Source organism: Pseudomonas sp. AU12215, assembly GCF_001675465.2.
GTDB lineage: Bacteria > Pseudomonadota > Gammaproteobacteria > Pseudomonadales > Pseudomonadaceae > Pseudomonas > Pseudomonas nitroreducens.
In genome coordinates this window covers 1-25,585 of the sequence record NZ_MACM02000155.1, presented here as the reverse complement: position 1 = coordinate 25,585, position 25,585 = coordinate 1, and the positions used below count along the sequence as shown (strand labels likewise).

The window sequence follows — 25,585 nt, the reverse complement described above, 5'->3', positions numbered from 1 at the left end:
CTCTCAGGGCACAGCGCTGAGCGCCCAGGTAATGGCGCAGAGAATCAGCACGAACAACGCGCAGTCGAACAGCGCCTCGTGCCAGATCCAGCGTCCGAAGGGGGTGGCCTGCAGCAGCAGGCGCAAAACCACGGTCAGGCCCAGGGCCAGCACCGCGTAGATGAACAGCGGACTCAGAAACACGCCACCCCAGCCGAACTCATGCAGTCCCATTGGCGTCCTCCAGACGGCACCACTGGCGCCAGGTATGGCGTAATTGCGCCAGCGCGGCACGGGCCAGGCGGTTGGATTCGTCGTCACCCTGCAGATCATGCGCGAGGGCTTCCTCCAGCGGCGGGCACAGGCTTTCCAGGCGCGGCTCGCGGCCCGCACCAGGGCCCTTTTCCAGCACGCTGCCCAGTGCACCGAGGAACTGATCACGACGCTTGCGCAACTGCCCCTGGGCGCCGTTGAGGCAGGCTCGCATGTGGATCAGCTCATTGCCCAGGTCAAGGGCGAACAGGCCGTCCTGCCAACGCCGCTGCTCTTCCTTGGGCAACAGAGTGTAGTGCCGCGCCAGACGGATCAGGCGGTCGGCCATGCGCCCGCCAAACCAGTTCTCGGCTTCGGCCAGCGGCCGCCGAGTCAGGCGTCCGAGATCTTCGCAGGTGGCCTGGATCAACCGGCGGTTGAGCCAGTCCGCCGGCAAGGTCAGCAAGCGGAACACCAGCACCGCAAAGCCCACGCCGATGACGATGCCCTGGGCCGAATTAAGCAGGTTGGCCAGGTCGTACTTCATCACGTTGCTGGGCGCTACGAGCGTGATGAAGTGGATCGAAAAGGACGTCGCCGTGCCCGCCAGCGCTGGCGTGGCCATGCCCAGCAAGGCGAAGAACAGCGGCACGCCCAGTGCCAGGCAAAGCAGCGGGAAGCCGTTCCACTGCGGCAGCAGCCATTGACTTACGATGGCAGCCGCCGGGATCGCGTAGAGAATGCCTCGCAGGAAACCCAGGCCGATGGTGACGGCATTGTCGCGGTTTGCGAACAGGCTGCAGATCACCGCCGCCAGCAGCATGCCGCCGGTGGCCGCCGGCCAGGCCGTGGCCATCCAGAAGGCCGACATGCCGAGTAACGCCAGCGCACTGCGCAGGCCGTAGAACAGCGCCATCAGCCCATCGCGGTGCCAGGACAGGGTACCGGTGGCAACATCGTCCACCCGACCGTCGGCTACCGCACGCATGGTCCGTTCCGAATCCACCGCCTTGCGCAGCAACAAGGCACAACGGGTCAGGCAGTAGCGCAGGTCGTTGGAATAGCTGTCGTCGGTGCCGGCCTTCTGCAGGCGCTCCTGCAACCCATGCATCACATCGACCTGGGGATTTTCCAGCGCGGCACGCAGCTCCTCGAACCAGGGCTGCAGGCGGGCACGGTCTTCCGCGTCCAGCACGCTGCGCTGGCGCGCTACACCGCGCGCGGTGCGCAGCAGGCTAAGCAAGTCACGGGAAAGAATCCGCAGCGCGCGTGAGCGCATGCGTCCGCGATAGCCCTCGAACCAGGCATGGTCGCGCTGCACGTCGACTTCGACAATCTTGCCCAGCGCCTGCAGCAGTCCCTTGATCTGCCGAGCGTCGGCATCGATCTCGCTGCGCGCGGCCTGCATGCCGGTAAGCCAGGTGGCCTGGGCCTGCTTGTCCAGGTTGGCCTCGACGCGACGGGGCCAGAGGATGGCGCTGATGGCCGAGGCGCAGAGGATCCCCAGGCAGATTTCCGTGCTGCGCGCCACGGCCTGGTCGAACACGTCCAGCGGATGGTTGATCGCCGGCAGGCCGATGATCGCCACGGTGTAGCCCGATAGCACGAAGGCGTAGGAAACGTGGTTGCGCAGGCTCGTCGACGCAGCCGTGCAGAGCCCTAGCCAGAGCGAGATGGCCAGCAGGAACAGCCAGGGCGTCTGGGCGAATAGCGCGATCATCACCACCGACATGACGGTACCGACCACGGTACCGATCAGGCGGAAAAGCCCTTTGGCCACCACCATGCCCGACAGCGGCTGGGAAACGATGAACACGGTCATCAGCGCCCACTGCGGCTGCTCAAGGTCAAAGCGGAAGGCGCACCAGAGCGCCAGACCACCGGCCAGGAGGGTCTTGATTGCGAATTTCAGCGCCAGCGTATCCGGCGCGAGGAATGCCTGCAGCGTAGGTCGCACGCGGTCTCTCGAAAGGGTCCGGGTCTATCGCTTAAAGATAGCCGGCAAAGAGGATGATGGAATCGTTTCCGTTCATATTATTAGCAAGCTAACAATATGTCATCCCCACTTTCGTCAGGGCAAAAAAAACGGGCGACCTAAGTCGCCCGAAGTGCCTTGCGTGCTCTGTGAATCTGTAAGGATCAGCTCTTCTTGTGGCTGTCCTTCCAGATGAAAATTCCAACCCCGCCGAAGAAAACAACCATCAGTCCGACGGTAAGGATGCCTGCGAGAACCACTTCGTCGATGAACATGATGCTGGCCTCCTGTTGCCTACATCGTCTGGGGATGTGTGCAGATTACCGGCGGCCTGGCGGTGCAAATTGACCTGGATCAATGGACGACAAGGCGCTTTCCGGGGAGGCCCGGAGCACTGACGCAGGTCAAGTTTCGGAGGGGACGGGGTGCGGCGGGAAGCCGCGCAGGGCGGGGGTTTGCGGGTGAAGCGGGGGATTGGAGGCGAAGAAGCTCAGCGCTTCTTCGGCTTGCTCTTGCCCTTCTTGCGCGACTTGCCCAGCGGCAGTGCCTGCTCGAAGGCCTTGCGCACATCCTGCAGGCGCTTTTCGTGCACGTCGTGGATGCGCTTGTCGCGCTCGGCGGTGAAGTCGATCAGCTTGTCGTCGTTGCTCATGGCAGGGCATGCACCAGGCGGAAAGTCAGATTCAGGCGCGGCGCGACCGGACGGCGCGTCTTGGCGACCTGATGCTGCCAATAATGCTGCGTCGCGCCGGACATGACCAGCAGCGAACCGCCGGAAAGCTCCATGGAATGTTCGATTGTGTTTCGCCCCTTGCGCCGCAAATCGAAGCGCCGGGTCCCGCCCAGGTTCAGCGAGACCACCACCGGATTGCGTCCGAGCTCCGGCTCGTCATCGCTGTGCCAGCCCATGGAATCCTGGCCGTCGCGGTAGTAGTTGAGCAGCACGCCATTGAAGCGCTGCCCGGCCGCCGCCTCCACCGCGGCACGAATCTCCGCCAGTAGCGGCGTCCAGGGCAGCGGCGCGTGGGTCAGGCCGGAATAGGTATAGAAGGCCTCGGGATCGCCGTACCAATTGACCAGGCGCGGCTCCGGGTAGTCACGGCCGTGCAGACGGACGAGCGGTTGCTCCCAGGGCGTCTCGGCCAGCAACTGCGCCAGCCAACGGGCGGCACGCGGCGGCGGGCACCAGTCGGGAATCAGGCGCAGCTCTGCATCGGGCAGCAGGATGGGGGCGTCGTCGAACAGCATGCAAGGCTCGGGCATTCAGCGATGGACAGAGTCTACTACCCCGGGAAGTCAGACCTCGACATCGATCCACAGTCCCTTGCGCGGCGCGGCCTGCACGCCTTCCCCCAGTTCCTCGACTTCTTCCAGCTCCTCCAGCGCCTCGCCCTCGGGCGTGCCGTCGGTCTGCTCGCGACGCTTGCGTCGGCGCTGGTACTCGTCCTTGAGCGCCTGTTCGTCCGGACGGCGCTCCAGCTCCACACCAGCGTTGCCCGCGCTGGGCGCAGGTGGCGTCACCGGGGCGACATCCGGTCGCGGCCTGGGCAGGTCCTGCTGGGCAGTGACGGGGGCAAAATGGGTCGGTACAAGTGGCAGCATCGGGATGCTCCTGCGCCGAAGCTCGGTGGGAAGTCCTCTTGTCAGGCTATCGGCGGCAGCGCTAGAGACTTGAGCCCGCCTCGCTACACTTTGTTCGATTCGCGATGAATCTGCCGTGAAATCCGGCACCTGCCGGCGGCCGTAGCGACATTTCGGACGACCGGAGGCGCCTACGGCCATCGCTGAACGCTGCGCGTTCCGGTACCATAGCCGGCTTTTTTTGGGAGGTGTCCATGGCGCAGTATCAACCCGGTCAACGCTGGATCAGTGACAGTGAAGCGGAACTCGGCCTGGGGACCATCCTGGCGCTGGATGGCCGCATGCTCACGGTGCTCTATCCGGCCACCGGTGATACCCGCCAGTACGCCGAGCGCAATGCGCCGCTGACCCGCGTGCGCTTCGCCCCGGGCGATCAGATCACCCACTTCGAAGGCTGGAAGATGACCGTCCGCGAAGTGGACGAGATCGACGGCCTGCTGATCTACCACGGCATCACCGCGCAGAACGAGCCGCACACCGTCCCGGAAACCCAGCTGTCGAACTTCATCCAGTTCCGCCTGGCCAGCGACCGCCTGTTCGCCGGGCAGATCGACCCGATGTCCTGGTTCGGCCTGCGCTACCACACCCTGGAACACCGCACCCGCCTGCTGCAGTCCTCGCTGTGGGGCCTGGGCGGCGCCCGCGCGCAACCCATCGCGCACCAGCTGCACATCGCCCGCGAAGTCGCCGACCGCATGGCGCCGCGCGTCCTGCTGGCCGACGAAGTGGGCCTGGGCAAGACCATCGAAGCGGGCCTGGTGATCCACCGCCAGCTGCTCTCCGGCCGCGCCAGCCGCGTACTGATCCTGGTACCGGAAAACCTGCAGCACCAGTGGCTGGTGGAAATGCGCCGGCGCTTCAACCTGGAAGTCGCGCTGTTCGACCGCGAGCGCTTCGTCGAGAGCGATGCCAGCAATCCCTTCGAGGACACCCAGTTGGCCCTGGTGGCGCTGGAATGGCTGCGCGAGGACGAGAAGGCCCAGGACGCGCTGTTCGCTGCCGAATGGGACCTGCTGGTGGTCGACGAGGCCCACCACCTCGTGTGGCACCCGGAACAGGCCAGCCCGGAATACCAGTTGGTCGAGCAACTCTCCCAGGTCATCCCTGGCGTGCTGCTGCTCACCGCGACCCCGGAACAGCTCGGCCTGGATAGCCACTTCGCCCGTCTGCGCCTGCTCGATCCGGACCGCTTCCACGACCTGGAAGCCTTCCGCACCGAAAGCAGTCAGTACCGCCCGGTTGCCGAAGCGGTACAGGAGCTGGTCGACCAGGGCACCCTCTCCCCTACCGCGCGCCAGGCCATCCACGGCTTCCTCGGCAGCGAGGGCGACGAGCTGCTGGCCAGCGTCGAGGCCGGCAATGAAGAGGCCCGCGCCCGCCTGGTACGCGAGCTGCTCGACCGCCACGGCACCGGCCGCGTGCTGTTCCGTAATACCCGCGCCGCCGTGCAGGGCTTCCCGGAACGCCAACTGCATCCTTACGTACTGGCCAACCCGATCGAGTACATGGAGCTGCCGCTGGGCGAGCACCCGGACCTCTACCCGGAAGTCAGCTTCCAGGCCCAGGCCGACGACGGCGACGAGAACAACCGCTGGTGGCGCTTCGACCCGCGCGTCGAGTGGCTGATCGACACCCTGAAGATGCTCAAGCAGTACAAGGTGCTGGTGATCTGCGCCCATGCCGAGACCGCCATGGACCTGGGCGACGCCCTGCGCCTGAAGTCCGGCATCCCGGCCACCGTGTTCCACGAAGGCATGAGCATCCTCGAACGCGACCGCGCCGCCGCCTACTTCGCCGATGAAGAGTTCGGCGCCCAGGTGCTGGTCTGCTCGGAAATCGGCAGCGAAGGCCGCAACTTCCAGTTCGCCCATCACCTCGTGCTGTTCGACCTGCCGGCCCACCCGGACCAGCTGGAACAGCGCATCGGCCGCCTGGACCGGATCGGCCAGAAGCACACCATCCAGATCCACGTCCCGCACCTGGAAAACAGCCCGCAGGAACGCCTGTTCCAGTGGTACCACCAGGCGCTGAACGCCTTCCTCAACACCTGCCCCACCGGCAACGCCCTGCAGCACCGCTTCGGCCCGCGCCTGGTGGAACTGCTGGACGGCGGCGACGACGACGCCTTCGAGGCCCTGCTGGCCGAAGGCACCGCTGCCCGCGAGGCGCTGGAAGCCGAGATGCACAACGGCCGCGACCGCCTGCTGGAGCTCAACTCCGGCGGCGCCGGCGAAGGCGAGGCGCTGGTGGCGGAGATCGAGGAACAGGACGACCAGTTCGCCCTGCCGATCTACATGGAGCGCCTGTTCGACACCTATGGCATCGACAGCGAGGACCATTCCGAGAACGCCCTGATCCTGCGCCCCAGCGAGAAGATGCTCGACGCCAGCTTCCCGCTGGGCGACGACGAAGGCGTGACCGTCACCTACGACCGCGGCCAGGCGCTGGCCCGTGAAGACATGCAGTTCCTCACCTGGGAACACCCCATGGTGCAGGGCGGCATGGACCTGGTGCTGTCCGGCTCGCTGGGCAATACCTCGGTGGCGCTGATCAAGAACAAGGCACTCAAGCCCGGTACCGTGCTGCTGGAACTGCTGTTCGTCAGCGAGGCCGTGGCACCGCGCAAGCTGCAGCTCGGCCGCTTCCTGCCGCCAGTGGCGCTGCGCTGCCTGATGGACGCCAACGGCAACGACCTGTCCTCGCGCGTGTCCTTCGACACCCTGAACGATCAGCTGGAAAGCGTGCCGCGCGCCAGCGCCAACAAGTTCGTGCAGGCCCAGCGCGACGTGCTGGCGAAGCAATTCTCCGTGGCCGAGACCAAGATCACCCCGCGCCATGCCGAGCGCGTGGAGCTGGCTCGCCAGCAGTTGAAAGCGACCCTGGACGAAGAGCTGGCGCGCCTGACCGCGCTCAAGGCCGTCAACCCCAGCGTGCGTGACAGCGAGCTGGATGCCCTGCGCAAGCAGCGTGACGACAGCCTGGCGATGCTGGACAAGGCCTCGCTGCGCCTGGAGGCGATCCGCGTGCTGGTCGCCGGCTGATCGCGGCAACGCCGAAATGAAGAAGCCGCCACCGGGCACCCGGTGGCGGCTTTTTTCATGGGCACCGTTCCTACGCAATGGCGAGCCCCACGATCAGCGAAACAACCCGCTCTATTCCCGGCATATTCAGGCACACCGACTACCATTGACGCTGCGCAAGGGATTCTCGCCCATGGGGGGATAGAGTTTCCCTACCAAGCCACTCATTGAGGGAACACATCATGTACGAGCGCATTCTGGTAGCGGTGGACGGCAGCCCGGTTTCCGACCGAGCCCTGGTCGAGGCGGCCAAGCTGGCTCAGCTGAGCGGCGGCGAGCTGCGCGTCATCACCATCGTCGACAGCCCGCTGCGCCATTTGCCCGACTACGCCGTGTACTACAACCCGGAGCCGCTGCGCGAAGCCGCGCTGAAGGCCGCCGATGACATCCTCGGCAAGGCGAAGGAGAAGATCGCCGAGTTCCCGGTGAAAACCAGCTTCGAGCGGGTCTGCCAGGAGCGCGCCAGCGAGGAAATTGCCGAGCGCATCGAGATCGAGGCCGAAGCCTCCAAGGCCGATGTCATCGTGATGGGCACCCACGGCCGCCGTGGCGTACGTCGCCTGATGCTGGGCAGCGTGGCCGAAGGCCTGCTGCGCGTCAGCAACCGTCCGGTGTTGCTGGTTCGCGAGAAGTAACAGCTCCCGGAAAACAAAAGGCCCTGCGGCAGAAGCCGCAGGGCCTTTTTCATGGCCGCCGTTCAGATCGGCCCTTCAGTCATTGCGAAGCGGTCATGGCACGTTTGCAGGAGTGGAAGATGTCCAGGTCCGGCTGGTACAGGCTGGTCTGTACACCGTAAAGCCCGAGCACCGAATGGAACAGGTTGTCATGGCTCAGCTCGTCGCCGCCGGCTTTCTTCTCCAGGCAGCCGCGATCTACGCCCATGCCACCCAGGGCGCCGTCGCCGAACCACATCACCATGGGCACGTGGGTCTGCGCCTTGGGCACGATGGCATAGGGCGCGGCGTGCAGATACACACCGTTCTCACCCAGCGACTCACCGTGGTCGGAGACGTAAAGCATCGACGTATCGAAGCGTCCCTCGTTGTGCTTGAGCAGCTCCACGACCTTGGAGAGGAAGTAATCGGTGTAGAGGATGGTGTTGTCGTAGACGTTCACCAGCTCTTCCTTGCTGCAACTGCCCAATTGGTTGGTATGGCAGACCGGGGTGAAGCGCTCCATGGACTTCGGATAACGATCGTAATACTCCGGACCATGGCTGCCATCGGCGTGCAGGACGATGATCGCGTTGTCCTTCAGGCCATCGATGTAAGCCTGCAGGTCCTGCAGCATGGCTTCGTCAAGGCAACGATTGCCGTCGCAGAACGGGCCCGGCTGATCCTTCGAGATATCGCGGCTGGGCACACGCAGGCAGGTGCCCTTGCAATCGCTGTTGTTGTCCAACCAGAGCACCGACACGCCGACCCGCTGGAGGATGTCGAGCAGCCCCTGGTTGGTCTTGCCCTTCTTGTCGCTGTAGTCCTCGCGGGGGAACTTCGAGAACATGCAGGGCACGGAAACCGCCGTCGACGTGCCGCAGGAACTGACGTTGGTGAAGTTGAGGATATCGAGCTTCGCAAGCTCCGGGTTGGTCTCGCGCGCGTAGCCATTGAGGGAGAAATGGTCCGCACGGGCGGTTTCGCCGACCACGAAGATCATCAGCGACTTCTTGCCGTCGGCATTCACCTTGCGCGGCATTACCGCGTCCTCGCCGATGGGCTGCACCACCAGATGTTCCTTGATGCCCAGGCGCTGCTTGGTGAACTTGCTCACCGCATAGATGTAGTTGGTCGGGTTGATGAAGTGGGTCAGCTTCTCTTCCTGGCGGAACACCGGCGCGTAGGTGGAATAGAACGAACCGACGCAGACGGCGACCACCACCAGGCAACCGAGGATGACCAGCACCTTGTTCAGCAGCCCGCGGAAGAACGGGCTGTAGCGGACGGGCGTCAACCAGATGATCACCGCCGGCAGCACGCCCAGCAGAAGCAGGTAGCCGACCATGCGCGCGCTGAACAGCGCGGCGGCCTCGCCGGGGTTGGTCTCGATGACGTTCTGCACCATCACGGTATCGATCACGACACCGTAGGAGTTCATGAAGTACGCCGCCGCCGCCGAAACCAGCGCCACCAGGGTCAACGCCGGCTTGAGCAAAGGACGGAAGGACACCAGGGTCAGCAACAACGTGAAGGCGGCCCAGAGGAACAAGGCGAACGAGGCGAAGAACGCCACGCCCCAGAGGCCCTCCATGGGCACCAGGCTGTTCAGGGCCCGCCAGGTGGCGAAGTTGTAGAACAGCACCAGTGCCAGCGAGAACAGCAGGACCAGCCTTGCAGAGCTGACCTGGGGGAAGAGGCGGCGCTTGCCCTCGGACATCGAGCGCACTCCTTACATCGATAGTCGGATAGGAAATGGGATGGCCGATGCTGCCGGCCGGCGGCGCAACTCTAGCGGGCAATTAGTCAAAAAAGTGTCAATTTCGAAACACCGCACTTCCTTCAGAGTCTGGAGAATATCAAAGCAGAATCTGGCACTACCGTACGTCGTTTCGTATTAACCAGTTTGTCGGAAATGGCCGCAAGACCTTGCGGGCCGCGGACAGCTTCCTAGACTCACATCAAAGTGATATCAATTCGCCAACCACCTCCCCCGACATCTGGAGCATCCCGCCCATGGACTGGCAGAAGGACGCCTTACCCGATGCTGTGCTGTTGGAGTGCTCTCACAATTCCGGCCTGGTTCTGCTGGCCATCCTCATCGCCTGCGTCGCCAGCTTCGTCGCGCTGAGCATCGCCGCACGGATGGTCCGCGCACCGCAACATGCGCACCGTTGGCAGTGGGTCGGCGGCATCTGCCTGGGCAGCGGCATCTGGTCGATGCACTTCGTCGCCATGCTGGCCTTCCGCTCGTCGGTTCCGCTGCACTTCTCCGGCGGCCTGACACTGATCTCCCTGCTCATCGCCATCGCCATCTGCGTGGTCGCCATGCGCCTGCTCGCCCACGCGGGCCTTAGCCCCCTGCAGTACCTGCTGGCCGCCTGTTGCATCGGCGCCAGCATCGCCGGGATGCACTACACCGGCATGGCCGCCATCGAGTCGCCGCCGATGCAGCATTACGACCCGCTGCTGGTTACCCTGTCGGTGCTGATGGCCGTGCTGGTGGCCTTCGTCGCCCTGGTACTGGCGCCGGTACTCAATCGCCAGCCGGCGGGCCGCCAGTGGATCTACCAGGTTTTCGCCAGCCTGCTGCTGGGTGGCGCCATCGCCAGTATGCACTTCACCGGCATGGCCGCCCTGACCCTGACCCTGCCCTCCTGGGTAGCGCCGGTGGCGGACCTTGGGCGCAACAACGCCATCCAGCTCGGCCTGATGGTTGGCCTGTTGGCCCTCGCCGTAGTGCTCGCCGGGCTCTGGGCGGCCTGGATCGAAGACAGCCTGGAAAGCAAGGAAAGCGAGTTGAGCCGGGTCAACGCCCTGCTCAGCCAACTGGACCACGCCAATGCCTCGCTGCAGCAATTGGCCCGCTTCGACGGCCTCACCGGCCTGCACAACCGCAACGCGCTCAACGAGGAATTCACCGCCCGCCTGCAGCGCAATCGGCAGAAGGGCCAGGGCATGGCGGTCATCCTGCTGGACGTCGACCACTTCAAGCGGGTCAACGATTCCCTTGGCCATGCCGCCGGGGACGAGCTGCTGTGCATCGTTTCCGAGCGCCTGCGCAGTGCGCTGCGCAGCACCGACCTGCTGGCGCGCTTTGGCGGCGACGAGTTCTGCATCCTCGCCGACCTGGGTGAGGACCACGAGGCGCGCATCCTCGCGCAACGCCTGATGCAGCGCATGAAGGAGCCGATCAGCACGGCCGGGCGCAACCTGGTGATGACCATGAGCGTGGGCATCAGCCTGTTCCCCAACGACGGCGATCAACCCGAAGAACTGCTCAAGCACGCGGACCTGGCGCTCTATCAGTCCAAGGGCAACGGCCGCAACGCCACGCATTTCTTCAGCCCGCACCTGAAGACCAAGGCGACCCAGGAACTGCAGCTGGAGGAAGAACTGCGCAAGGCGTTGTGGGACGACGAGCTGGTGCTCTACTACCAGCCGATCCTGCGTATCGATCATGGCGAAGTGGAACAGCTCGAAGCGCTGGTGCGCTGGAAGCATCCTACCCACGGCCTGCTGGCGCCGGACCGCTTCATCGGCCTGGCGACCGCCAATGGCCTGATCGGCGCGCTCGACGCCTGGGTACTGCGCCGCGCCTGCGAGGACCTGCGACGCCTGCACGACCTGGGCCACACGGACCTGCGGGTAGCGGTGAACTGCTGCGCCAGCAACCTCGGCCGCGAAGGGCTGGTCGATGAAGTCCAGCAGACGCTCGAAGAAACCGGCCTTGCCGCGCGCTACCTGGAGATGGAGGTCACCGAGAACGCCGTGATGTCCAATATCAGCCAGGCCGTCCCCTTGCTCAACCGCCTGCGCGAGCTGGGTGTGAGCCTGTCGATCGACGATTTCGGCACCGGTTACTCATCGCTGTCCTATCTGCGCCAGTTGCCGCTGGATGCGCTGAAGGTGGACCGCTCCTTCATCCGCGACGTGCCGCAGTCGCGCCGCGACAGCGAGATCGCCCAGGCGATCATCGCCATGGCGCAGAAGCTGCACCTGAAGGTGATCGCCGAGGGCGTAGAGCACGCGCAGCAACTGGCGTTCCTGCGCGATAACCATTGCGAGCTGGCCCAGGGTTACCTGTTCAGCCGCCCGTTGCCCCTCTCCGCACTGGTGGAGTTCCTCGAGGCCTACCGCGAAGACAGCGACACGGCCTTGCTGCGCAATCAGGCCTGACTGCGGGGTTCCCTCAGAAATCGAACTTCCCCGCACGCCAGCGCGGCAGCCAGCGCAGGGAGTCGGCGGTGGTGCCGGTGGGGCGGTACTCCGCGCCCAGCCAGCCGTCGTAGCCGACGTCATCGAGCACCTGCAGCGGCACTTCGAATTCCATCTCGCCCGAGCCCGGTTCGCCACGCTCGGGGTAGTCGGCGAACTGCACGTGGCCGATCTGGCCCATCAGCGCGTAGATGCAATCCACCAGCTCCAGGCCCATGCGCGCCATGTGGTAGAGGTCCAGCTGCGCACGCAGGTTTTCCCGCGCCACGCGCTCGAGCATGTCCTGCAGGTGCTCCGGGGTATTGAGCAGGAAATCCTTCATGTCATGGCAGTTGATGGCTTCCATCAGCACGTCGGTGCCCGTGCCGGCGAAGGCATCGCAGGTGCTGCGCAGACGCTCGGCCAGGGTCTGCAGAGCAACCTCGCGCTCCTGCCCCTCGACCAGCCGGCCGGCCAGCACGTTGACGTGCTGCGGCTTGACGATGCGCGCGTAGTCCAGCGCCTTGGCCAGCGCCGCCTCGAACTCCGCCGCGCGCTCCGGCACAGCCGCAATGCCCGGGCCGCCCTGCATCAGGTCGCCGGCCGGCAGGTTGATGAGGATCAGCGGCAGGCCGGCTTCATCCAGTGCAGCTTTCAGGTCCTGCGCGGGGACGTCGTACGGGAACTGGATCTCCACGCCCTCGAAACCGGCCTTGGCGGCGGCGTCGATACGCTGCAGCAGGGGGACTTCGGTAAACAGCAGGGACAGGTTGGCGCAGAGTTTCATACGGGGAATTCCTTCGAAAGACGGTATTGCTCGACCAGGGTAGCCGGGTCGCGTTCAAGGTTGCCCTGGCTACCGTGCAGGCGCATCAGTTGGGCGGCGAGGCCGCTCATCGGCGTGGCCGAGCCTTCCTCGCGGGAAAGCTTCACGGCAGTGTCCAGGTCCTTGAGCAACGTGCGCACGTGCCACTTCACCGGCTCGAACTGGCTCTGCGCCATCTGCGGAGCCAGGATCTGCAAGGGTTTGGAATCGGCGAAACCGCCGGCCAGAGCGGGCGCGATCAGGCTGGCATCGACGCCGGATTTCTCCGCCAGCGCCACCACTTCGGCGATCACCAGCGCATTGCAGGCGACGATCATCTGGTTGCACACCTTGGTCACCTGCCCCGCGCCGACGTCGCCCATGCGCGTCAGGCGCTGGCCGAGATGGGCCAGGATCGGCCGCACGCGCTCGATGTCCTCGACGCGCCCGCCCGCCATGATTGCCAACGTACCCGCTTCGGCGCCCGGCGTACCGCCGGAGACCGGCGCGTCGACCCAGCGCATGCCGGTGCGCGCTTCCAGCTCGGCGGCCATCTCGCGGGTGGCGGCCGGTTCCAGGCTGGAGAAGTCCACCAGCACCTGGCCTGCGCGAGCGCCCTCGATGATGCCGCCGGCACCGAACACCACTTCGCGCACGGCGGCAGTATCGGCCAGGCAGAGCATCACCACCTCGGCATCGGCACACAACTGCGCAGGCATCGCCACGGCCTGCGCACCTTCGGCGGCGAGCAGTTCGCGCTTGCCGGCGGAGCGATTCCACACCGTCAGCGGGAAGCCGGCGGCAAGCAGGCGGCGGGACATGGGCACGCCCATCAGGCCGAGGCCGGCAAAGGCAAGAGAGGGGCTGGCGGACGACATGAGTAATCTCCGGTACAAGGCTGGGAAAGTACGGGGAGCGGCATTCTAGCAGGCACCGCCGGTTGCCGGCCGCAGCCGCTGCGACGATGCCAGAGCAGCCAAACAGTCGCGCCGCCACTATACTGCCGGAGTTTTTTCCGCCATTGACCCGGAGAACTCTCCCCATGCTCAAACGCACCCTGGCGCTCGCCGCCGGTTTCGCTCTGTCCCTGTCCGCCGTCTTCGCCCACGCCGATACACCGAAGGAACTCAAGGTCTCCGCCATCCCCGACGAAGCCCCGACCGAACTGCTGCGCAAGTTCAAGCCGCTGGGCGCCTACCTTGAAGAGCAACTGGGCATGCCGGTGAAGTTCATCCCGGTGTCCGACTACGCCGGCGTGGTCGAGGCCCTGGCCTCGGATCGCCTGGACATGGCCTGGCTGGGCGGCTTCACCTTCGTCCAGGCGCGCTTGAAGACCGGCAACGCCATCCCGCTGGTGCAGCGCGAGCAGGACCAGCAGTTCACCAGCAAATTCATCACTGCCGACCCGAACGTGAAATCGATCCAGGACCTCAAGGGCAAGACCTTCGCCTTCGGCTCGGTCTCGTCCACCTCCGGCAGCCTGATGCCGCGCTACTTCATGCAGAAGGACGGCGTGGTGCCCGAGCAGTTCTTCTCCCGCGTCGCCTATTCCGGCGCCCACGACGCCACCGTGGCCTGGGTCCAGGCCGGCAAGGTCGATGCTGGCGTGCTCAACGCTTCGGTCTGGCAGAAGCTGGTGGACAGCGGCAAGGTCGACACCAACAAGGTGAAGGTCTTCGCCACTACGCCGACCTACTACGACTACAACTGGACCGTGCGCGGCAACCTCGATCCGGCCCTGGCCGAGAAGATCAAGAAAGCCTTCCTCGCCCTCGACCCGGGCAAGCCGCGCGACAAGGAAATCCTCGACCTGCAGGCGGCCAGCCGCTTCATCGAGACCCAGCCTGAGAACTACAAGGGCATCGAGGAATCGGCGCGCGCCGCCGGCCTGCTGAAGTGACCCTGAAACTGACCGGCGTGGAGCACATCCACGCCAATGGCCAGCGCTCGCTCGCCGGCATCGACCTCAATGTCGACACCGGCGAACGGGTGGCGATCATCGGCCCTTCGGGCGCCGGCAAGACCACCCTGCTGCGCATCCTGGCCACCGCCCTGAAACCCGCTTCCGGCAGTTTCGACCTGCTAGGCACCCAGCCCTGGGCACTGAGCGGCCCCGCGCGCCAGCGCCTGCGCTCGCGTATCGCCCTGGTGCATCAGGCTCCGCCGCTGCCACCGCGCCAGCGGGTGGTCACCGCCGTTCTCGCCGGCCGCCTCGGCCAATGGCCGCTGTGGAAAAGCCTGGCCAGCCTGCTCTACCCCCTCGACAGCACCGGCGCCCACAGCGAGCTGCAACGCCTGGACCTGGGCGACAAACTCTTCGAGCGCTGCGATCAGCTTTCCGGTGGCCAACTGCAACGCGTCGGCATCGCTCGCGCGCTGTACCAGCAGGCCGAAGTGCTGCTGGCGGACGAACCCGTCTCGGCCATGGACCCGGTGCTCGCCGGCCACACCCTCGGCGTGTTGACTCGGGAAGCGCAGAACCGCGGCGTAACGCTGCTCGCCAGCTTGCATGCCGTGGACCTGGCGCTGGAGCACTTCCCGCGTATCGTCGGCGTGCGTGATGGCCGTATCGCCTTCGACAAGGCGGCACAGAGCGTCAGCCCCGACGACCTGCGCGCGCTGTACGCCAACGAGCAGCTCGGCCAGCAGGGCGCTTCCTCGCCGGAAGGCAGGCCCGTGGTGGTGCAGATCCCGCGATGCTGAACCCTGCTCTGTCGAAGACCTCGCTCCGCGATCCGGCGGCGCTGCCGCGCCTGCTGCTCACCCTGCTGGCCCTGGCCCTGCTGTGGCCTGGAGTGCGCCTGTCCGAATTGGATATCGCCGGCCTGTTCAGTGGCGACAACGCGCGGACCATGGCGAACTTCCTAGCCGGCTTCTGGCCGCCGGCCCATGACGAGGAATTCCTCGCCCTGCTCGGCCGCGCCACCCTGGAAACCCTGGCCATCGCCACCGCCGGCATGGCGCTGGCCTGGCTGATCGCCTTCCCCGCCGCCTTGCTGGCAACCCGCGCGCTGTCGATCTCCGCCCTGCCCCGCGGCGGGCTGCCGGCCTGGTGGGCGCGAGCGCTGCGCTGGCCGGTGCGCGGCCTGCTGATCGTGCTGCGCAGCGTGCCGGAAATTGTCTGGGCGCTGCTGTTCGTCCGCGCCGTGGGCCTGGGTCCCACCGCCGGCGTGCTGGCCATCGCCATCACCTACGGCGGCATGCTCGGCAAGGTCTACGCGGAAATCTTCGAATCGGTGGACCCGCGACCGACGCGCGCCGTGCTGCTGGGCGGCGGCTCGCGGTTGCAGGCCTTCGCCTACGGCGTGCTGCCCTCGGCGGCGGCGGAACTGATTTCCTACACCGTCTATCGCTGGGAGTGCGCGATCCGCGCCTCGGTGGTGATGGGCTTCGTCGGCGCCGGCGGCCTCGGCCAGCAGATCGACCTGTCGCTGCGCATGTTCGCCGGCGGCGAGGTGGCCAGCATCCTGCTGACCTTCCTGGTGCTGGTGCTGGCCGCCGACCTGCTCAGCCGCTTCCTGCGCGGGAGGCTCGAATGACCGGCCTGCTGCGCAGCCTGGGCTGGCTGCTGCTGATCCTGCTCGCCGTCGGCGCGTCTTTCGCCTACCTGGAGATGGACAGCGGCGGCCTGTTCGACGCGCGCGGCCTGGGCCAGATGCTCGATTACGGGCGCGATTTCCTCTCGCCGGACCTGAGCGCAACGCACCTCGCGGCAGTCGGGCGCGGCGCCCTGGAGACCCTGGCCATGTCGGCCATCGGCACCCTGCTCGCAGCGCTGCTGGGCATGCTGCTGGCGCTGCCCGCGGCCGGGCGCTTCGGGCGTATTGCGCAGAGCCTCTCGCGGCTGCTGCTCAACGCCCTGCGCGCGGTGCCGGAGCTGGTCTGGGGCGCACTGATGGTGCTGGCCGCCGGCCTGGGCCCGAACGCCGGCACGCTCGCCCTGGCCCTGCACACCGGCGGCGTGCTCGGCCGGCTGTTCGCCGAGGCGCTGGAGAATACCCCGAGCGCCCCGGCAGAAGCCGTGCGCCTGGCCGGTGGCGGACGCATCGCCGCATTCGCCTACGGCACCCTGCCGGCCGTCTGGCCGCAACTGGTGGCGTACATGCTCTACCGCTGGGAGAACAACATCCGCATGGCCAGCGTGCTCGGCTTCGTCGGCGCGGGTGGGCTGGGGCAGATGCTGTATTTCAGCCTCAGCCTGTTCCAGCAGGCCCAGGCGGCGACCGTGATCCTCGCCATGCTGCTTCTGGTGCTGTGTGTGGATTCGCTCAGCGCCTGGGCGCGGCAGCGCTGGGTGAGCCACTAGCGCTGGTGGAAACGAGTAGGACGCCCTGTTCTTGCTCGCGAACCGCCTCACGACCAAGTCACCGGTGAATCCGTTCGCGAGCAAGCTCGCTCCTACAGGCAAACCGCCGTCGCCTGGCGGGGCTGAACTGCACGCAATAAAATGCCCGGCACAGGCCGGGCTTTTTATTGCGTGCGTCGGTTACGAGTCGCCGTGGATCACCTTGTCCAGGTCGATCGGGTCGCCGGGCTGGGTGCCGAGCTTCTGACGGATGTCCTCGAACATCGCGTCGTATTCCTTGTGGTTGCGCACCATCGAGCCGAATCGCGGGTGCAGGCCATGCTTCTGCGCGATGCGGGTGGCATCGCTGGCGAAATTGAAGGCTTGTTCCTTGGGCATGTCCCATTCTTCGGTGAAGGCATTGCCGTCGATTTCGCCCTTCATGACGAAGTGAACGATGGTGCCTTTTTCCACATCCTTGCGGACTTCATAGTTGATGTGAGCGTCGATCTCCTGCTGCCCCAGCCCCGGCAGGGACTGTAGGTGCAGATGGCCCGGTTCGAACATGGCGAATCTCCTTCGATGGAATCCCGACAGTCTAGCCGGCCTTTTCGAATTGGAAATCGCCCCGCGTCAGTGCACGGATTCTTTTCGAACTCTTTCTTGTACCAGCACCCAGGGGGCGATCACTACCGCCCAGAGCTCCGGGTCACGGTCGAGAAAATCCTGCGCCAGTTTTTCGTCGACCTTGCTCAGCTCACCGCTGGCCAGCCAGGCCGATACCTTCGCCCTGTCGTCCTCGGCCACGCCCATCGCGACCTCCACCAGATCGGCAGAACCCGCGACCTTGAGCAGGTTGCCGCGGGCAAAGAAGGGCGCGAGCTCCTGCCAGGAAATCTTCGCGGTTTCGCCAAGCAACTTGGCATAGAGGGTGCTAGCTTCTTCTGTCATGGATCTCACCTGGTAAACGAACGGCGCCATGATAGCGCCGGGACCGCGCCAGGCAAGGTTCGGACGGCGTTTTCCATGGTGACGGAAAACCCAGGGGGATAAGTCGGAAGGCGCCGTTTTTCTGTACGTTTGTTTCAATCTTGCGACATGCCCACAATCGGCTGTCCGCCCCCCGCTTTTCAAGCGGTCCGGCGGCACTCTACACTGTACCGGTACAGTTGCCGGTGGGCCTGTCCGGGGCAATCCCGGTCCGGTAGCCCTTCGGCCACCAGGACTACAAAAACGAAAACACAAGAAGAGTGGAGCACTATGAAAAAGGGTACTCAGCGTCTTTCCCAGCTGTTCACCGCCATGGCCCTGGCCGGCGTTGCCAGCTTCTCCATGGCCGCCGACACCATCAAGATCGCTCTGGCCGGCCCGGTGACCGGCGCAGTCGCCCAGTATGGGGAGATGCAGTTCATTGGCGCGAAAATGGCCATTGAGCAGATCAACAAGGCCGGCGGCGTCGACGGCAAGCAACTCGAAGGCGTGGTCTACGACGACGCTTGCGACCCGAAACAAGCCGTGGCCGTTGCCAACAAGATCGTCAACGATGGCGTCAAGTTCGTCGTTGGCCACCTGTGCTCCAGCTCCACTCAACCGGCTTCGGACATCTACGAAGACGAAGGCGTGCTGATGATCACCGCCGCCTCCACCAGCCCGGACATCACTTCCCGCGGCTACAAGCTGATCTTCCGCACCATCGGTCTCGACAGCCTGCAGGGCCCGACCGCCGGCAAGTTCATCGCCGAGCACATCAAGCCCAAGACCGTGGCCGTGATCCACGACAAGCAGCAGTACGGCGAAGGCATCGCCACTGCCGTGAAGAAGACCCTGGAAGGCGCCGGCATCAAGGTCGCCCTGTTCGAAGGCATCAACGCCGGCGACAAGGACTTCTCCGCGATGATCGCCAAGCTCAAGCAGGCCAAGGTCGACTTCGTCTACTACGGCGGCTACCACCCGGAGCTGGGCCTGATCCTGCGCCAGGCTGCCGAGAAAGGCCTGAAAGTCGGCTTCATGGGCCCGGAAGGCGTGGGTAACAAGGAAATCTCCGCCATCGCCGGCCCGGCTTCCGAAGGCCTGTATGTGACCCTGCCGAAGTCCTTCGACCAGGATCCGAAGAACCAGGCCCTGGTTGACGCCTTCAAGGCCAAGAACGAAGACCCGAGCGGTCCGTTCGTGTTCCCGGCCTACGCCGCGGTCCAGGTCATCGCCGAAGGCATCAAGAAAGCCGGCAGCGAGGACACCGACAAGGTAGCCGCCGCTCTGCGTGCCAACACCTTCGCAACCCCGACCGGTGACCTGGCCTTCGACGAGAAGGGCGACCTGAAGAACTTCAACTTCGTGGTCTACCAGTGGCACAAGGACGGCACCAAGACCGAAGCCAAGTAAGCCACCCGCCGCCACACAAAGCCCACTGCCCACGCAGTGGGCTTTGTTTATCCGAGTATTCCGGGGGTCCGTCGCGCCACAAGCGCCGCTTCACGCGACGCCCGAGGAGTTAGGTAATGCCTGAGCTCTATCACTACCTGCAACAGCTGATCAACGGTCTCACCGTCGGCAGCACCTATGCCCTGATCGCCATCGGCTACACCATGGTCTACGGCATCATCGGCATGATCAACTTCGCCCATGGCGAGGTGTACATGATTGGCTCGTACGTGGCCTTCATCGTGATCACGGGGCTGGCGATGATGGGAATCGTGAGTCTTCCTGTCGTCATCATCTGCACCTTCGCCGCGGCGATCATCGTCACCAGCGCCTACGGCTACAGCATCGAGCGGATCGCCTATCGGCCCCTGCGCGGAAGCAACCGGCTGATTCCGCTGATCTCCGCGATCGGCATGTCGATCTTCCTGCAGAACGAAGTGCTACTCGCCCAGGATTCCAAGGACAAGGCAATCCCCAACCTGCTGCCGGGCAACTTCGTGATCGGCGCCGACGAAATGACCGGCGTGACCATCTCGTACATGCAGGTGCTGATCTTCATCGTCACCCTGCTGACCATGTACGGCCTGTCCATGTTCATCTCCCGCTCCCGCCTGGGCCGCGCCTGCCGCGCCTGCGCCGAGGACCTGAAGATGGCCAACCTGCTGGGCATCAATACCAACAACATCATCGCCCTGACCTTCGTCATTGGCGCCACCCTGGCCGCCGTGGCTGCGGTGCTGCTGGGCCTGCAATACGGCGTGATCAACCCGCACATCGGCTTCCTCGCCGGCATCAAGGCATTCACCGCCGCGGTGCTGGGCGGCATCGGCAGCATCCCGGGCGCCATGCTCGGCGGCCTGGTGCTGGGCGTGGCCGAAGCCTTTGGCGCCGACGTGTTCGGTGACCAGTACAAGGACGTGGTGGCCTTCACCCTGCTGGTGCTCGTGCTGCTCTTCCGCCCCACTGGCCTGCTCGGTCGCCCGGAGGTGGAAAAGGTATGACTCGGAAACTCAAGACCGCCTTCTTCAGCGCCCTGCTGGTGATGGCCGTGGCCTACCCGGTGCTGGGCCTGAAGCTCAGCGTGATCGGTATCGGCCTGCAGCTGGAAAACGTCAGCCCCACCCGCCTGTGGACCATCGCCGCCTGTGCCGTGCTGATGTTCGTCTGGCAGCTGGTGCGTGACCGCTTCGCCTTCGGCGGCAGCGTCAAGCAAGCCCTGTCGCATCCGCATACCCGTCTGGCCGAACGCCTGACCCACGCCTCCGTGCAACGCAAGATCATCATGGGCCTGATCGTCGTCGCCCTCGCCTGGCCGTTCTTCGGCTCGCGCGGCGCGGTGGACATCGCCACCCTGATCCTGATCTACGTGCTGCTGGGCCTGGGCCTGAACATCGTGGTGGGCCTGGCTGGCCTGCTCGACCTCGGCTACGTCGGCTTCTACGCAGTGGGCGCCTACAGCTACGCGCTGCTGTCGCACTACTACGGCCTGGGCTTCTGGGTATGCCTGCCGATCGCCGGGCTGATGGCGGCGTTCTTCGGCTTCATCCTCGGCTTCCCGGTGTTGAGGTTGCGCGGTGACTACCTGGCGATCGTGACCCTGGGCTTCGGCGAGATCATTCGCATCCTGCTGCGCAACATGACCGAGCTGACCGGCGGCCCCAACGGCATCAGCAACATCGACAAGCCGACCCTGTTCGGCCTGACCTTCGAGCGCCGCGCCCCCGAGGGCATGCAGACCTTCCACGAGTTCTTCGGCATTGCCTACAACTCGAACTACAAGGTCGTGTTCCTCTACCTGGTCGCGCTGCTGCTGGTACTGCTGGTGCTGTTCGTCATCAACCGCCTGCTGCGCATGCCCCTGGGCCGCGCCTGGGAAGCCCTGCGCGAAGACGAGATCGCCTGCCGCGCGCTGGGCCTGAACCCGACGCTGATCAAGCTCTCCGCCTTCACCCTCGGTGCCTGCTTCGCCGGTTTCGCCGGCAGCTTCTTCGCCGCGCGCCAGGGCCTGGTCACCCCGGAGTCGTTCACCTTCATCGAATCGGCCATCATCCTCGCCATCGTGGTGCTGGGTGGCATGGGTTCCCAGCTCGGCGTCATCCTGGCCGCCGTGGTGATGATCCTGCTGCCCGAACTGATGCGTGAGTTCAGCGAGTACCGCATGCTGATGTTCGGCGCCCTCATGGTGCTGATGATGATCTGGCGTCCGCAGGGGCTTCTGCCCATGCAGCGCCCGCACCTGGAGTTGCGCAAATGAGCCGACCGATTCTTGAAGTATCCGGCCTCACCATGCGCTTCGGCGGGCTGCTGGCCGTCAACAACGTGGCCCTGAAGGTCCAGGAAAAACAGGTGATCTCGATGATCGGCCCCAACGGCGCCGGCAAGACCACCGTATTCAACTGCCTGACCGGCTTCTACGCCCCCACCGGTGGCGAGATCCTGCTGCGCGGCGAGCCCATCCAGGGCCTGCCGGGCCACAAGATCGCCCACAAGGGCGTGGTGCGGACCTTCCAGAACGTACGCCTGTTCAAGGAAATGACCGCGGTGGAGAACCTGCTGGTGGCGCAACACCGGCACATCAACACCAACTTCCTCGCCGGCCTGCTCAAGACCCCGGCCTTCCGTCGCGCGGAAGCCGAGGCCCTGGACTACGCCTCGCACTGGCTGGACATCGTCAACCTCAAGGACATCGCCAACCGCCCGGCGGGCACCCTCGCCTACGGCCAACAGCGCCGCCTGGAGATCGCCCGCTGCATGATGACCCGCCCGCAACTGTTGATGCTGGACGAGCCGGCGGCCGGCCTGAACCCGCGGGAAACCGAGGACCTCAAGGCGCTGATCGCCATGTTGCGCTCCGAGCACGGCGTCACCGTCCTGCTCATCGAGCACGACATGAAGCTGGTGATGAGCATTTCCGACCATATCTACGTGATCAACCAGGGCACTCCCCTGGCGGACGGCACCCCGGAGGAAATCCGCGGCAACCCGGATGTGATCAAAGCCTATCTGGGGGAGTCCTGAGTCATGCTGAAGTTCGACAAGGTTTCCACCTTCTACGGCAAGATCCAGGCGCTGCACGACGTCAGCATGGAAGTCCAGCAGGGCGAGATCGTCACCCTGATCGGCGCCAACGGCGCCGGCAAGTCGACCCTGCTGATGACCCTGTGCGGCTCGCCGCGCGCCTCCTCCGGCAGCATCACCTATATGGGCGAGGAGCTGGTCGGCAAGGAATCCTCCGTGATCATGCGCAAGAGCATCGCCGTCGTGCCCGAAGGCCGCCGCGTGTTCGCCCGCCTGACCGTGGAAGAGAACCTCGCCATGGGCGGTTTCTTCACCAGCAAGGGTGACTACCAGGAGCAGATGGACAAGGTCCTGGCCCTGTTCCCACGCCTGAAGGAACGCTTCAACCAGCGCGGCGGCACCATGTCCGGCGGCGAACAGCAGATGCTCGCCATCGGCCGTGCGCTGATGAGCAAGCCCAAGCTGCTGCTGCTCGACGAGCCGTCCCTGGGCCTGGCGCCGATCATCATCCAGCAGATCTTCGACATCGTCGAACAGCTGCGCCAGGAAGGCGTGACCGTCTTCCTCGTCGAGCAGAACGCCAACCAGGCGCTCAAGCTCGCCGACCGCGGCTACGTGCTGGAAAACGGTCGCATCGTCATGCAGGACACCGGCGCCAACCTGCTGGTGAACCCCAAGGTGCGCGACGCGTACCTCGGCGGCTGACCTTTCCCGTTGCATTAAGAAACGGCCCTTCGGGGCCGTTTTTCATTTCTGACGCACAAACGAGAACGCCGCCCGGTGGGCGGCGTTCTCACATCGGGGTGGATCAGGTGCCGTAGCTCAGCACCTGAGCGCGCCGGCGCAACTGGGAAACGACATCATCCTCCATGCGACCTTCAGAGATCAGCAGGTCACGGCGGATGGTCTGCACCGCATCCGCACTCTGGTCATGGTCGGCCAGATGCTGGCCCTCGATGACTCGCCGTAGTACCACGTCTCCTTCGTCGTTGGTGAGGGTCAGAATTCGGCCGCCGTCGGGGCGTGCCGGGCCCAGGGAGGGAGCGTAGGGAGCGAAGGTCTCGGTCAGCAGGGCGCTTAGCCGGTCCATGTCGTATCTCCTTGTTGCGAAATGAAAAAACACAGGAAGAAGACCGCACGTTCGGCGATAAAGTTCGCGAGTTTCAGTACCGTTGGTCATGACGGCATGTTTCACAGCCCGTTCCTGCGGGCATGAAAAAACCCGCCGATTGGCGGGTTTTTCCGGACAGCGAGCCGCGTTTTAGAGCGGCTTGCCGCGGTTGCCGTGGGCGCTGACGAAGGCCTGTACCTTGGCCAGCTCGTTCGGCAGAACGGTGCAACGCTCTTCGCGCTGGAACAGGTCGGTCAGGTGCGCCGGCAGCGCCGGGACAGCCTCGATGCCGGCCTTCTCCACCGCTTCCGGGAACTTGACCGGATGCGCGGTGCCCAGGGTGACCATGGGCACCGCCAGGCTACGACGGCACTCGCGAGCGGCGCGCACGCCGATGGCGGTGTGCGGGTCCAGCAGTTCGCCGGACTCGGCGTAGACCTGGGCGATGGTCTCGCAGGTCTCCTCGTCGCTCACCGCCAGCGAATCGAACAGGCGGCGGGCTTCGGTCCAGCGGTCATCCTCGACGGCCAGCTTGCCGGTGGCCTTGAAGTTGTCCATCAGCTCGGCAACAGCCTTGCCATTGCGGCCGTGCAGGTCGAACAGCAGGCGCTCGAAGTTGGACGAGACCATGATGTCCATGGACGGCGACAGCGACGCGTGCAGGGTGTCCTTGTCGTAGCGGTTGCCGGACATGAAGCGGTGCAGGATGTCGTTGCGGTTGGTCGCGACGATCAGCTGGCTGACCGGCAGGCCCATGTTGCGCGCCAGGTAGCCGGCGAAGATGTCGCCAAAGTTGCCGGTGGGCACCGAGAAGGCCACGGAGCGGGCCGGTGCGCCGAGCTGCAGGGCGGCGTGGAAGTAGTAGACGATCTGGGCCATGATCCGCGCCCAGTTGATCGAGTTCACTGCCACCAGGCGGGTGCCTTTCAGGAAACCCTGGTCGGCGAAGCTGGCCTTGACCATTTCCTGGCAGTCGTCGAAGTTGCCTTCGATGGCGATGTTGTGGATGTTCTCGCCGAGGATGGTGGTCATCTGCCGGCGCTGCACCTCGGACACACGGTTGTGCGGGTGCATGATGAAGATATCGACGTTCTCGCAGGCCTTGCAGCCCTCGATGGCGGCCGAGCCGGTGTCGCCGGAGGTGGCGCCCATGATCACCACACGCTCGCCGCACTTGGTCAGCACGTGGTCGAGCAGGCGGCCGAGCAGTTGCAGGGCGAAGTCCTTGAAGGCCAGCGTCGGGCCGTGGAACAGCTCCAGCACCCACTCGTTGCCGTTGAGCTGGCGCAGCGGCGCCACGGCGTTGTGGGCGAACACGCCGTAGGTCTCCTCGAGGATCTTCTTGAAGTCGGCATCGGAAATGCTGCCGGCAACGAACGGGCGCATCACCCGGAAGGCCAGCTCGTGGTAAGGCAGGCCGGCCCAGGAGGCAATCTCCTCGACGGTGAAGCGCGGCAGGTTTTCCGGCACATAGAGGCCGCCGTCGCTGGCCAGGCCAGCCAGCAGCACGTCTTCGAAGTTCAGCGCAGGCGCCTGGCCGCGGGTACTGATGTAACGCATGGTGTGAAACCTTCGGGTTGGCGGCGGCGCGCAGGCGCCGCCGCAGTCGATTCAGTTCAGTTGTTCGACGCGGATGCGTACGACATTGCCGACGACGTCATCCAGCGCTTCCAGCGCGGCGATGGCTTCGATGATGCGCGACTCGAGCACGCGGTGGGTAACCAGGATCATCGGCACCAGACCGTCATGCTCTTCGACTTCCATCTGCATGATCGATTCGATGTTGATGCCGCGCTCGGAGAGGATGGTCGCCACCTGGGCCAGTACGCCCGGATGGTCCTTGGCCTGGATGCGCAGGTAGTAGGCGCTTTCGCAGGCGTCGATCGGCAGGATCGGGTGGTCGGAGAGCGAGTCCGGCTGGAAGGCCAGGTGCGGCACGCGGTTCTCCGGGTCGGCGGTCATGGCGCGAACCACGTCCACCAGGTCGGCGACCACCGAGGAAGCGGTGGGCTCCATGCCGGCGCCGGCGCCGTAGAACAGCGTGGAACCGGCGGCATCGCCGTTGACCATGACCGCGTTCATCACGCCATTCACATTGGCGATCAGGCGGTCGGCCGGGATCAGGGTCGGGTGCACGCGCAGCTCGATACCCTTGTCGGTACGGCGGG

General features: G+C 65.2%; 26 protein-coding genes. 12 read left to right on the top strand and 14 right to left on the bottom strand.

Features of this window, described 5'->3' with window-relative positions:
* Positions 1-3: 3 nt before the first annotated feature.
* The 6 genes from A9513_RS23860 to A9513_RS23845 form a co-directional block, all read right to left on the bottom strand.
* Positions 4-213, bottom strand: a complete 210-nt coding sequence (locus A9513_RS23860; protein WP_024764623.1) for a DUF1656 domain-containing protein — start codon at positions 211-213, stop codon at positions 4-6.
* Positions 200-2,188 carry an FUSC family protein gene (locus A9513_RS23855; RefSeq protein WP_065085764.1) on the bottom strand — a complete coding sequence of 663 codons (1,989 nt, stop codon included), beginning with the start codon at positions 2,186-2,188 and terminating at the stop codon, positions 200-202. Before A9513_RS23855 ends, A9513_RS23860 begins: the two co-directional genes overlap by 14 nt.
* Positions 2,189-2,370: 182 nt before the next feature.
* Positions 2,371-2,481 (bottom strand): cytochrome c oxidase subunit CcoM, encoded by a 111-nt coding sequence (ccoM, locus tag A9513_RS36735; RefSeq protein WP_024764625.1) that lies wholly within the window; start codon positions 2,479-2,481, stop codon positions 2,371-2,373.
* 215 nt (positions 2,482-2,696) lie between these two features.
* On the bottom strand, positions 2,697-2,858 hold the full coding sequence (locus A9513_RS36200) for a hypothetical protein (RefSeq protein ID WP_089285726.1): 162 nt from the start codon (positions 2,856-2,858) through the stop codon (positions 2,697-2,699).
* Positions 2,855-3,454, bottom strand: a complete 600-nt coding sequence (locus tag A9513_RS23850) for an alpha-ketoglutarate-dependent dioxygenase AlkB (protein ID WP_065085763.1) — start codon at positions 3,452-3,454, stop codon at positions 2,855-2,857. Before A9513_RS23850 ends, A9513_RS36200 begins: the two co-directional genes overlap by 4 nt.
* Positions 3,455-3,502: 48 nt before the next feature.
* Positions 3,503-3,808, bottom strand: coding sequence for an aspartate-semialdehyde dehydrogenase (locus A9513_RS23845; protein ID WP_065085762.1), 306 nt, complete (start codon positions 3,806-3,808; stop codon positions 3,503-3,505).
* Positions 3,809-4,035: 227 nt separating this feature from the next.
* Between A9513_RS23845 and rapA the strand changes: the two genes are divergently transcribed.
* Together rapA and A9513_RS23835 are read left to right on the top strand one after the other, a co-directional pair.
* The gene (gene rapA / locus A9513_RS23840) at positions 4,036-6,888 is read left to right on the top strand and encodes an RNA polymerase-associated protein RapA (protein WP_169888908.1); all 2,853 of its coding nucleotides are present in this window, start codon (positions 4,036-4,038) and stop codon (positions 6,886-6,888) included.
* Between the two features lie 221 nt (positions 6,889-7,109).
* Positions 7,110-7,562 carry a universal stress protein gene (locus A9513_RS23835; protein WP_024764627.1) on the top strand — a complete coding sequence of 151 codons (453 nt, stop codon included), beginning with the start codon at positions 7,110-7,112 and terminating at the stop codon, positions 7,560-7,562.
* Between the two features lie 79 nt (positions 7,563-7,641).
* Here A9513_RS23835 and A9513_RS23830 read toward each other — a convergent pair whose 3' ends face one another.
* Complete coding sequence (locus tag A9513_RS23830) at positions 7,642-9,300, bottom strand: phosphoethanolamine transferase (RefSeq protein WP_065085761.1); 1,659 nt, start codon at positions 9,298-9,300, stop codon at positions 7,642-7,644.
* A 296-nt stretch (positions 9,301-9,596) separates the two neighbouring features.
* On the opposite strand from A9513_RS23830, the gene A9513_RS23825 reads away from it, so the two are divergent.
* Positions 9,597-11,759: a bifunctional diguanylate cyclase/phosphodiesterase gene (locus tag A9513_RS23825; protein ID WP_024764629.1), complete on the top strand. Its 2,163-nt coding sequence runs from the start codon at positions 9,597-9,599 to the stop codon at positions 11,757-11,759.
* A gap of 13 nt (positions 11,760-11,772) precedes the next feature.
* Here the strand turns inward: A9513_RS23825 and A9513_RS23820 are convergent, their stop codons facing one another.
* Both A9513_RS23820 and A9513_RS23815 read right to left on the bottom strand, forming a co-directional pair.
* Positions 11,773-12,564, bottom strand: coding sequence for a hydroxypyruvate isomerase family protein (locus A9513_RS23820; RefSeq protein WP_037010207.1), 792 nt, complete (start codon positions 12,562-12,564; stop codon positions 11,773-11,775).
* Complete coding sequence (locus A9513_RS23815; RefSeq protein WP_024764631.1) at positions 12,561-13,460, bottom strand: NAD(P)-dependent oxidoreductase; 900 nt, start codon at positions 13,458-13,460, stop codon at positions 12,561-12,563. The genes A9513_RS23820 and A9513_RS23815 overlap by 4 nt, the downstream gene beginning before the upstream one ends.
* A gap of 164 nt (positions 13,461-13,624) precedes the next feature.
* Here A9513_RS23815 and A9513_RS23810 point away from each other — a divergent pair, with 164 nt between their 5' ends.
* Genes A9513_RS23810 through phnE form a run of 4 tightly spaced genes read left to right on the top strand, consistent with a single transcriptional unit; the run spans position 13,625 to position 16,888 of the window.
* Positions 13,625-14,482, top strand: a complete 858-nt coding sequence (locus tag A9513_RS23810) for a putative selenate ABC transporter substrate-binding protein (protein ID WP_024764632.1) — start codon at positions 13,625-13,627, stop codon at positions 14,480-14,482.
* A complete protein-coding gene (locus tag A9513_RS23805) occupies positions 14,479-15,285 on the top strand; it encodes a phosphonate ABC transporter ATP-binding protein (RefSeq protein ID WP_065085760.1) in 807 nt (268 codons plus the stop codon). Before A9513_RS23810 ends, A9513_RS23805 begins: the two co-directional genes overlap by 4 nt.
* Positions 15,279-16,121, top strand: coding sequence for an ABC transporter permease (locus tag A9513_RS23800; protein ID WP_065085759.1), 843 nt, complete (start codon positions 15,279-15,281; stop codon positions 16,119-16,121). The genes A9513_RS23805 and A9513_RS23800 overlap by 7 nt, the downstream gene beginning before the upstream one ends.
* On the top strand, positions 16,118-16,888 hold the full coding sequence (gene phnE, locus A9513_RS23795) for a phosphonate ABC transporter, permease protein PhnE (RefSeq protein ID WP_065085758.1): 771 nt from the start codon (positions 16,118-16,120) through the stop codon (positions 16,886-16,888). The genes A9513_RS23800 and phnE overlap by 4 nt, the downstream gene beginning before the upstream one ends.
* Before the next feature lie 180 nt (positions 16,889-17,068).
* On the opposite strand, the gene A9513_RS23790 is transcribed toward phnE, so the two are convergent.
* Complete coding sequence (locus A9513_RS23790) at positions 17,069-17,434, bottom strand: DUF5064 family protein (protein ID WP_024766898.1); 366 nt, start codon at positions 17,432-17,434, stop codon at positions 17,069-17,071.
* A gap of 66 nt (positions 17,435-17,500) precedes the next feature.
* Entirely contained in the window at positions 17,501-17,818 is a 318-nt protein-coding gene (locus tag A9513_RS23785; protein ID WP_054907401.1) for a DUF2288 domain-containing protein, read from the bottom strand.
* 309 nt (positions 17,819-18,127) lie between these two features.
* On the opposite strand from A9513_RS23785, the gene A9513_RS23780 reads away from it, so the two are divergent.
* The 5 genes from A9513_RS23780 to A9513_RS23760 all read left to right on the top strand — a co-directional run bounded on the left by A9513_RS23780 (position 18,128) and on the right by A9513_RS23760 (position 23,011).
* Complete coding sequence (locus tag A9513_RS23780) at positions 18,128-19,249, top strand: branched-chain amino acid ABC transporter substrate-binding protein (protein ID WP_024766896.1); 1,122 nt, start codon at positions 18,128-18,130, stop codon at positions 19,247-19,249.
* A 116-nt stretch (positions 19,250-19,365) separates the two neighbouring features.
* Positions 19,366-20,289 (top strand): high-affinity branched-chain amino acid ABC transporter permease LivH, encoded by a 924-nt coding sequence (livH, locus tag A9513_RS23775; RefSeq protein WP_024766895.1) that lies wholly within the window; start codon positions 19,366-19,368, stop codon positions 20,287-20,289.
* Positions 20,286-21,542, top strand: coding sequence for a high-affinity branched-chain amino acid ABC transporter permease LivM (locus tag A9513_RS23770; RefSeq protein WP_054907400.1), 1,257 nt, complete (start codon positions 20,286-20,288; stop codon positions 21,540-21,542). The genes livH and A9513_RS23770 overlap by 4 nt, the downstream gene beginning before the upstream one ends.
* Positions 21,539-22,306, top strand: coding sequence for a high-affinity branched-chain amino acid ABC transporter ATP-binding protein LivG (gene livG / locus A9513_RS23765; protein ID WP_024766893.1), 768 nt, complete (start codon positions 21,539-21,541; stop codon positions 22,304-22,306). Before A9513_RS23770 ends, livG begins: the two co-directional genes overlap by 4 nt.
* A gap of 3 nt (positions 22,307-22,309) precedes the next feature.
* The gene (locus A9513_RS23760) at positions 22,310-23,011 is read left to right on the top strand and encodes an ABC transporter ATP-binding protein (RefSeq protein ID WP_024766892.1); all 702 of its coding nucleotides are present in this window, start codon (positions 22,310-22,312) and stop codon (positions 23,009-23,011) included.
* Positions 23,012-23,114: 103 nt separating this feature from the next.
* On the opposite strand, the gene A9513_RS23755 is transcribed toward A9513_RS23760, so the two are convergent.
* The 3 genes from A9513_RS23755 to A9513_RS23745 all read right to left on the bottom strand — a co-directional run.
* A complete protein-coding gene (locus A9513_RS23755) occupies positions 23,115-23,396 on the bottom strand; it encodes a DUF3509 domain-containing protein (RefSeq protein ID WP_024766891.1) in 282 nt (93 codons plus the stop codon).
* A 171-nt stretch (positions 23,397-23,567) separates the two neighbouring features.
* Entirely contained in the window at positions 23,568-24,977 is a 1,410-nt protein-coding gene (gene thrC, locus A9513_RS23750; RefSeq protein WP_065085757.1) for a threonine synthase, read from the bottom strand.
* A 51-nt stretch (positions 24,978-25,028) separates the two neighbouring features.
* Positions 25,029-25,585: ACT domain-containing protein (locus tag A9513_RS23745; RefSeq protein WP_141678503.1), on the bottom strand; the 557-nt coding region annotated here is incomplete at its 5' end.

Bases quoted from the DNA above. Each gene is read 5' to 3' on its own strand.
- A9513_RS23830 (WP_065085761.1), bottom strand. From the start codon at position 9,300: ATGTCCGAGGGCAAGCGCCGCCTCTTCCCCCAGGTCAGCTCTGCAAGG.
- A9513_RS23790 (WP_024766898.1), bottom strand. From the start codon at position 17,434: ATGTTCGAACCGGGCCATCTGCACCTACAGTCCCTGCCGGGGCTGGGG.
- livH (WP_024766895.1), top strand. From the start codon at position 19,366: ATGCCTGAGCTCTATCACTACCTGCAACAGCTGATCAACGGTCTCACC.
- phnE (WP_065085758.1), top strand. From the start codon at position 16,118: ATGACCGGCCTGCTGCGCAGCCTGGGCTGGCTGCTGCTGATCCTGCTC.
- A9513_RS23810 (WP_024764632.1), top strand. From the start codon at position 13,625: ATGCTCAAACGCACCCTGGCGCTCGCCGCCGGTTTCGCTCTGTCCCTG.
- A9513_RS23770 (WP_054907400.1), top strand. From the start codon at position 20,286: ATGACTCGGAAACTCAAGACCGCCTTCTTCAGCGCCCTGCTGGTGATG.
- A9513_RS36200 (WP_089285726.1), bottom strand. From the start codon at position 2,858: ATGAGCAACGACGACAAGCTGATCGACTTCACCGCCGAGCGCGACAAG.
- A9513_RS23785 (WP_054907401.1), bottom strand. From the start codon at position 17,818: ATGACAGAAGAAGCTAGCACCCTCTATGCCAAGTTGCTTGGCGAAACC.
- A9513_RS23780 (WP_024766896.1), top strand. From the start codon at position 18,128: ATGAAAAAGGGTACTCAGCGTCTTTCCCAGCTGTTCACCGCCATGGCC.
- A9513_RS23850 (WP_065085763.1), bottom strand. From the start codon at position 3,454: ATGCTGTTCGACGACGCCCCCATCCTGCTGCCCGATGCAGAGCTGCGC.
- A9513_RS23835 (WP_024764627.1), top strand. From the start codon at position 7,110: ATGTACGAGCGCATTCTGGTAGCGGTGGACGGCAGCCCGGTTTCCGAC.
- livG (WP_024766893.1), top strand. From the start codon at position 21,539: ATGAGCCGACCGATTCTTGAAGTATCCGGCCTCACCATGCGCTTCGGC.
- A9513_RS23820 (WP_037010207.1), bottom strand. From the start codon at position 12,564: ATGAAACTCTGCGCCAACCTGTCCCTGCTGTTTACCGAAGTCCCCCTG.
- thrC (WP_065085757.1), bottom strand. From the start codon at position 24,977: ATGCGTTACATCAGTACCCGCGGCCAGGCGCCTGCGCTGAACTTCGAA.
- ccoM (WP_024764625.1), bottom strand. From the start codon at position 2,481: ATGTTCATCGACGAAGTGGTTCTCGCAGGCATCCTTACCGTCGGACTG.
- A9513_RS23845 (WP_065085762.1), bottom strand. From the start codon at position 3,808: ATGCTGCCACTTGTACCGACCCATTTTGCCCCCGTCACTGCCCAGCAG.
- A9513_RS23755 (WP_024766891.1), bottom strand. From the start codon at position 23,396: ATGGACCGGCTAAGCGCCCTGCTGACCGAGACCTTCGCTCCCTACGCT.
- A9513_RS23860 (WP_024764623.1), bottom strand. From the start codon at position 213: ATGGGACTGCATGAGTTCGGCTGGGGTGGCGTGTTTCTGAGTCCGCTG.
- A9513_RS23800 (WP_065085759.1), top strand. From the start codon at position 15,279: ATGCTGAACCCTGCTCTGTCGAAGACCTCGCTCCGCGATCCGGCGGCG.
- A9513_RS23815 (WP_024764631.1), bottom strand. From the start codon at position 13,460: ATGTCGTCCGCCAGCCCCTCTCTTGCCTTTGCCGGCCTCGGCCTGATG.
- A9513_RS23760 (WP_024766892.1), top strand. From the start codon at position 22,310: ATGCTGAAGTTCGACAAGGTTTCCACCTTCTACGGCAAGATCCAGGCG.
- A9513_RS23825 (WP_024764629.1), top strand. From the start codon at position 9,597: ATGGACTGGCAGAAGGACGCCTTACCCGATGCTGTGCTGTTGGAGTGC.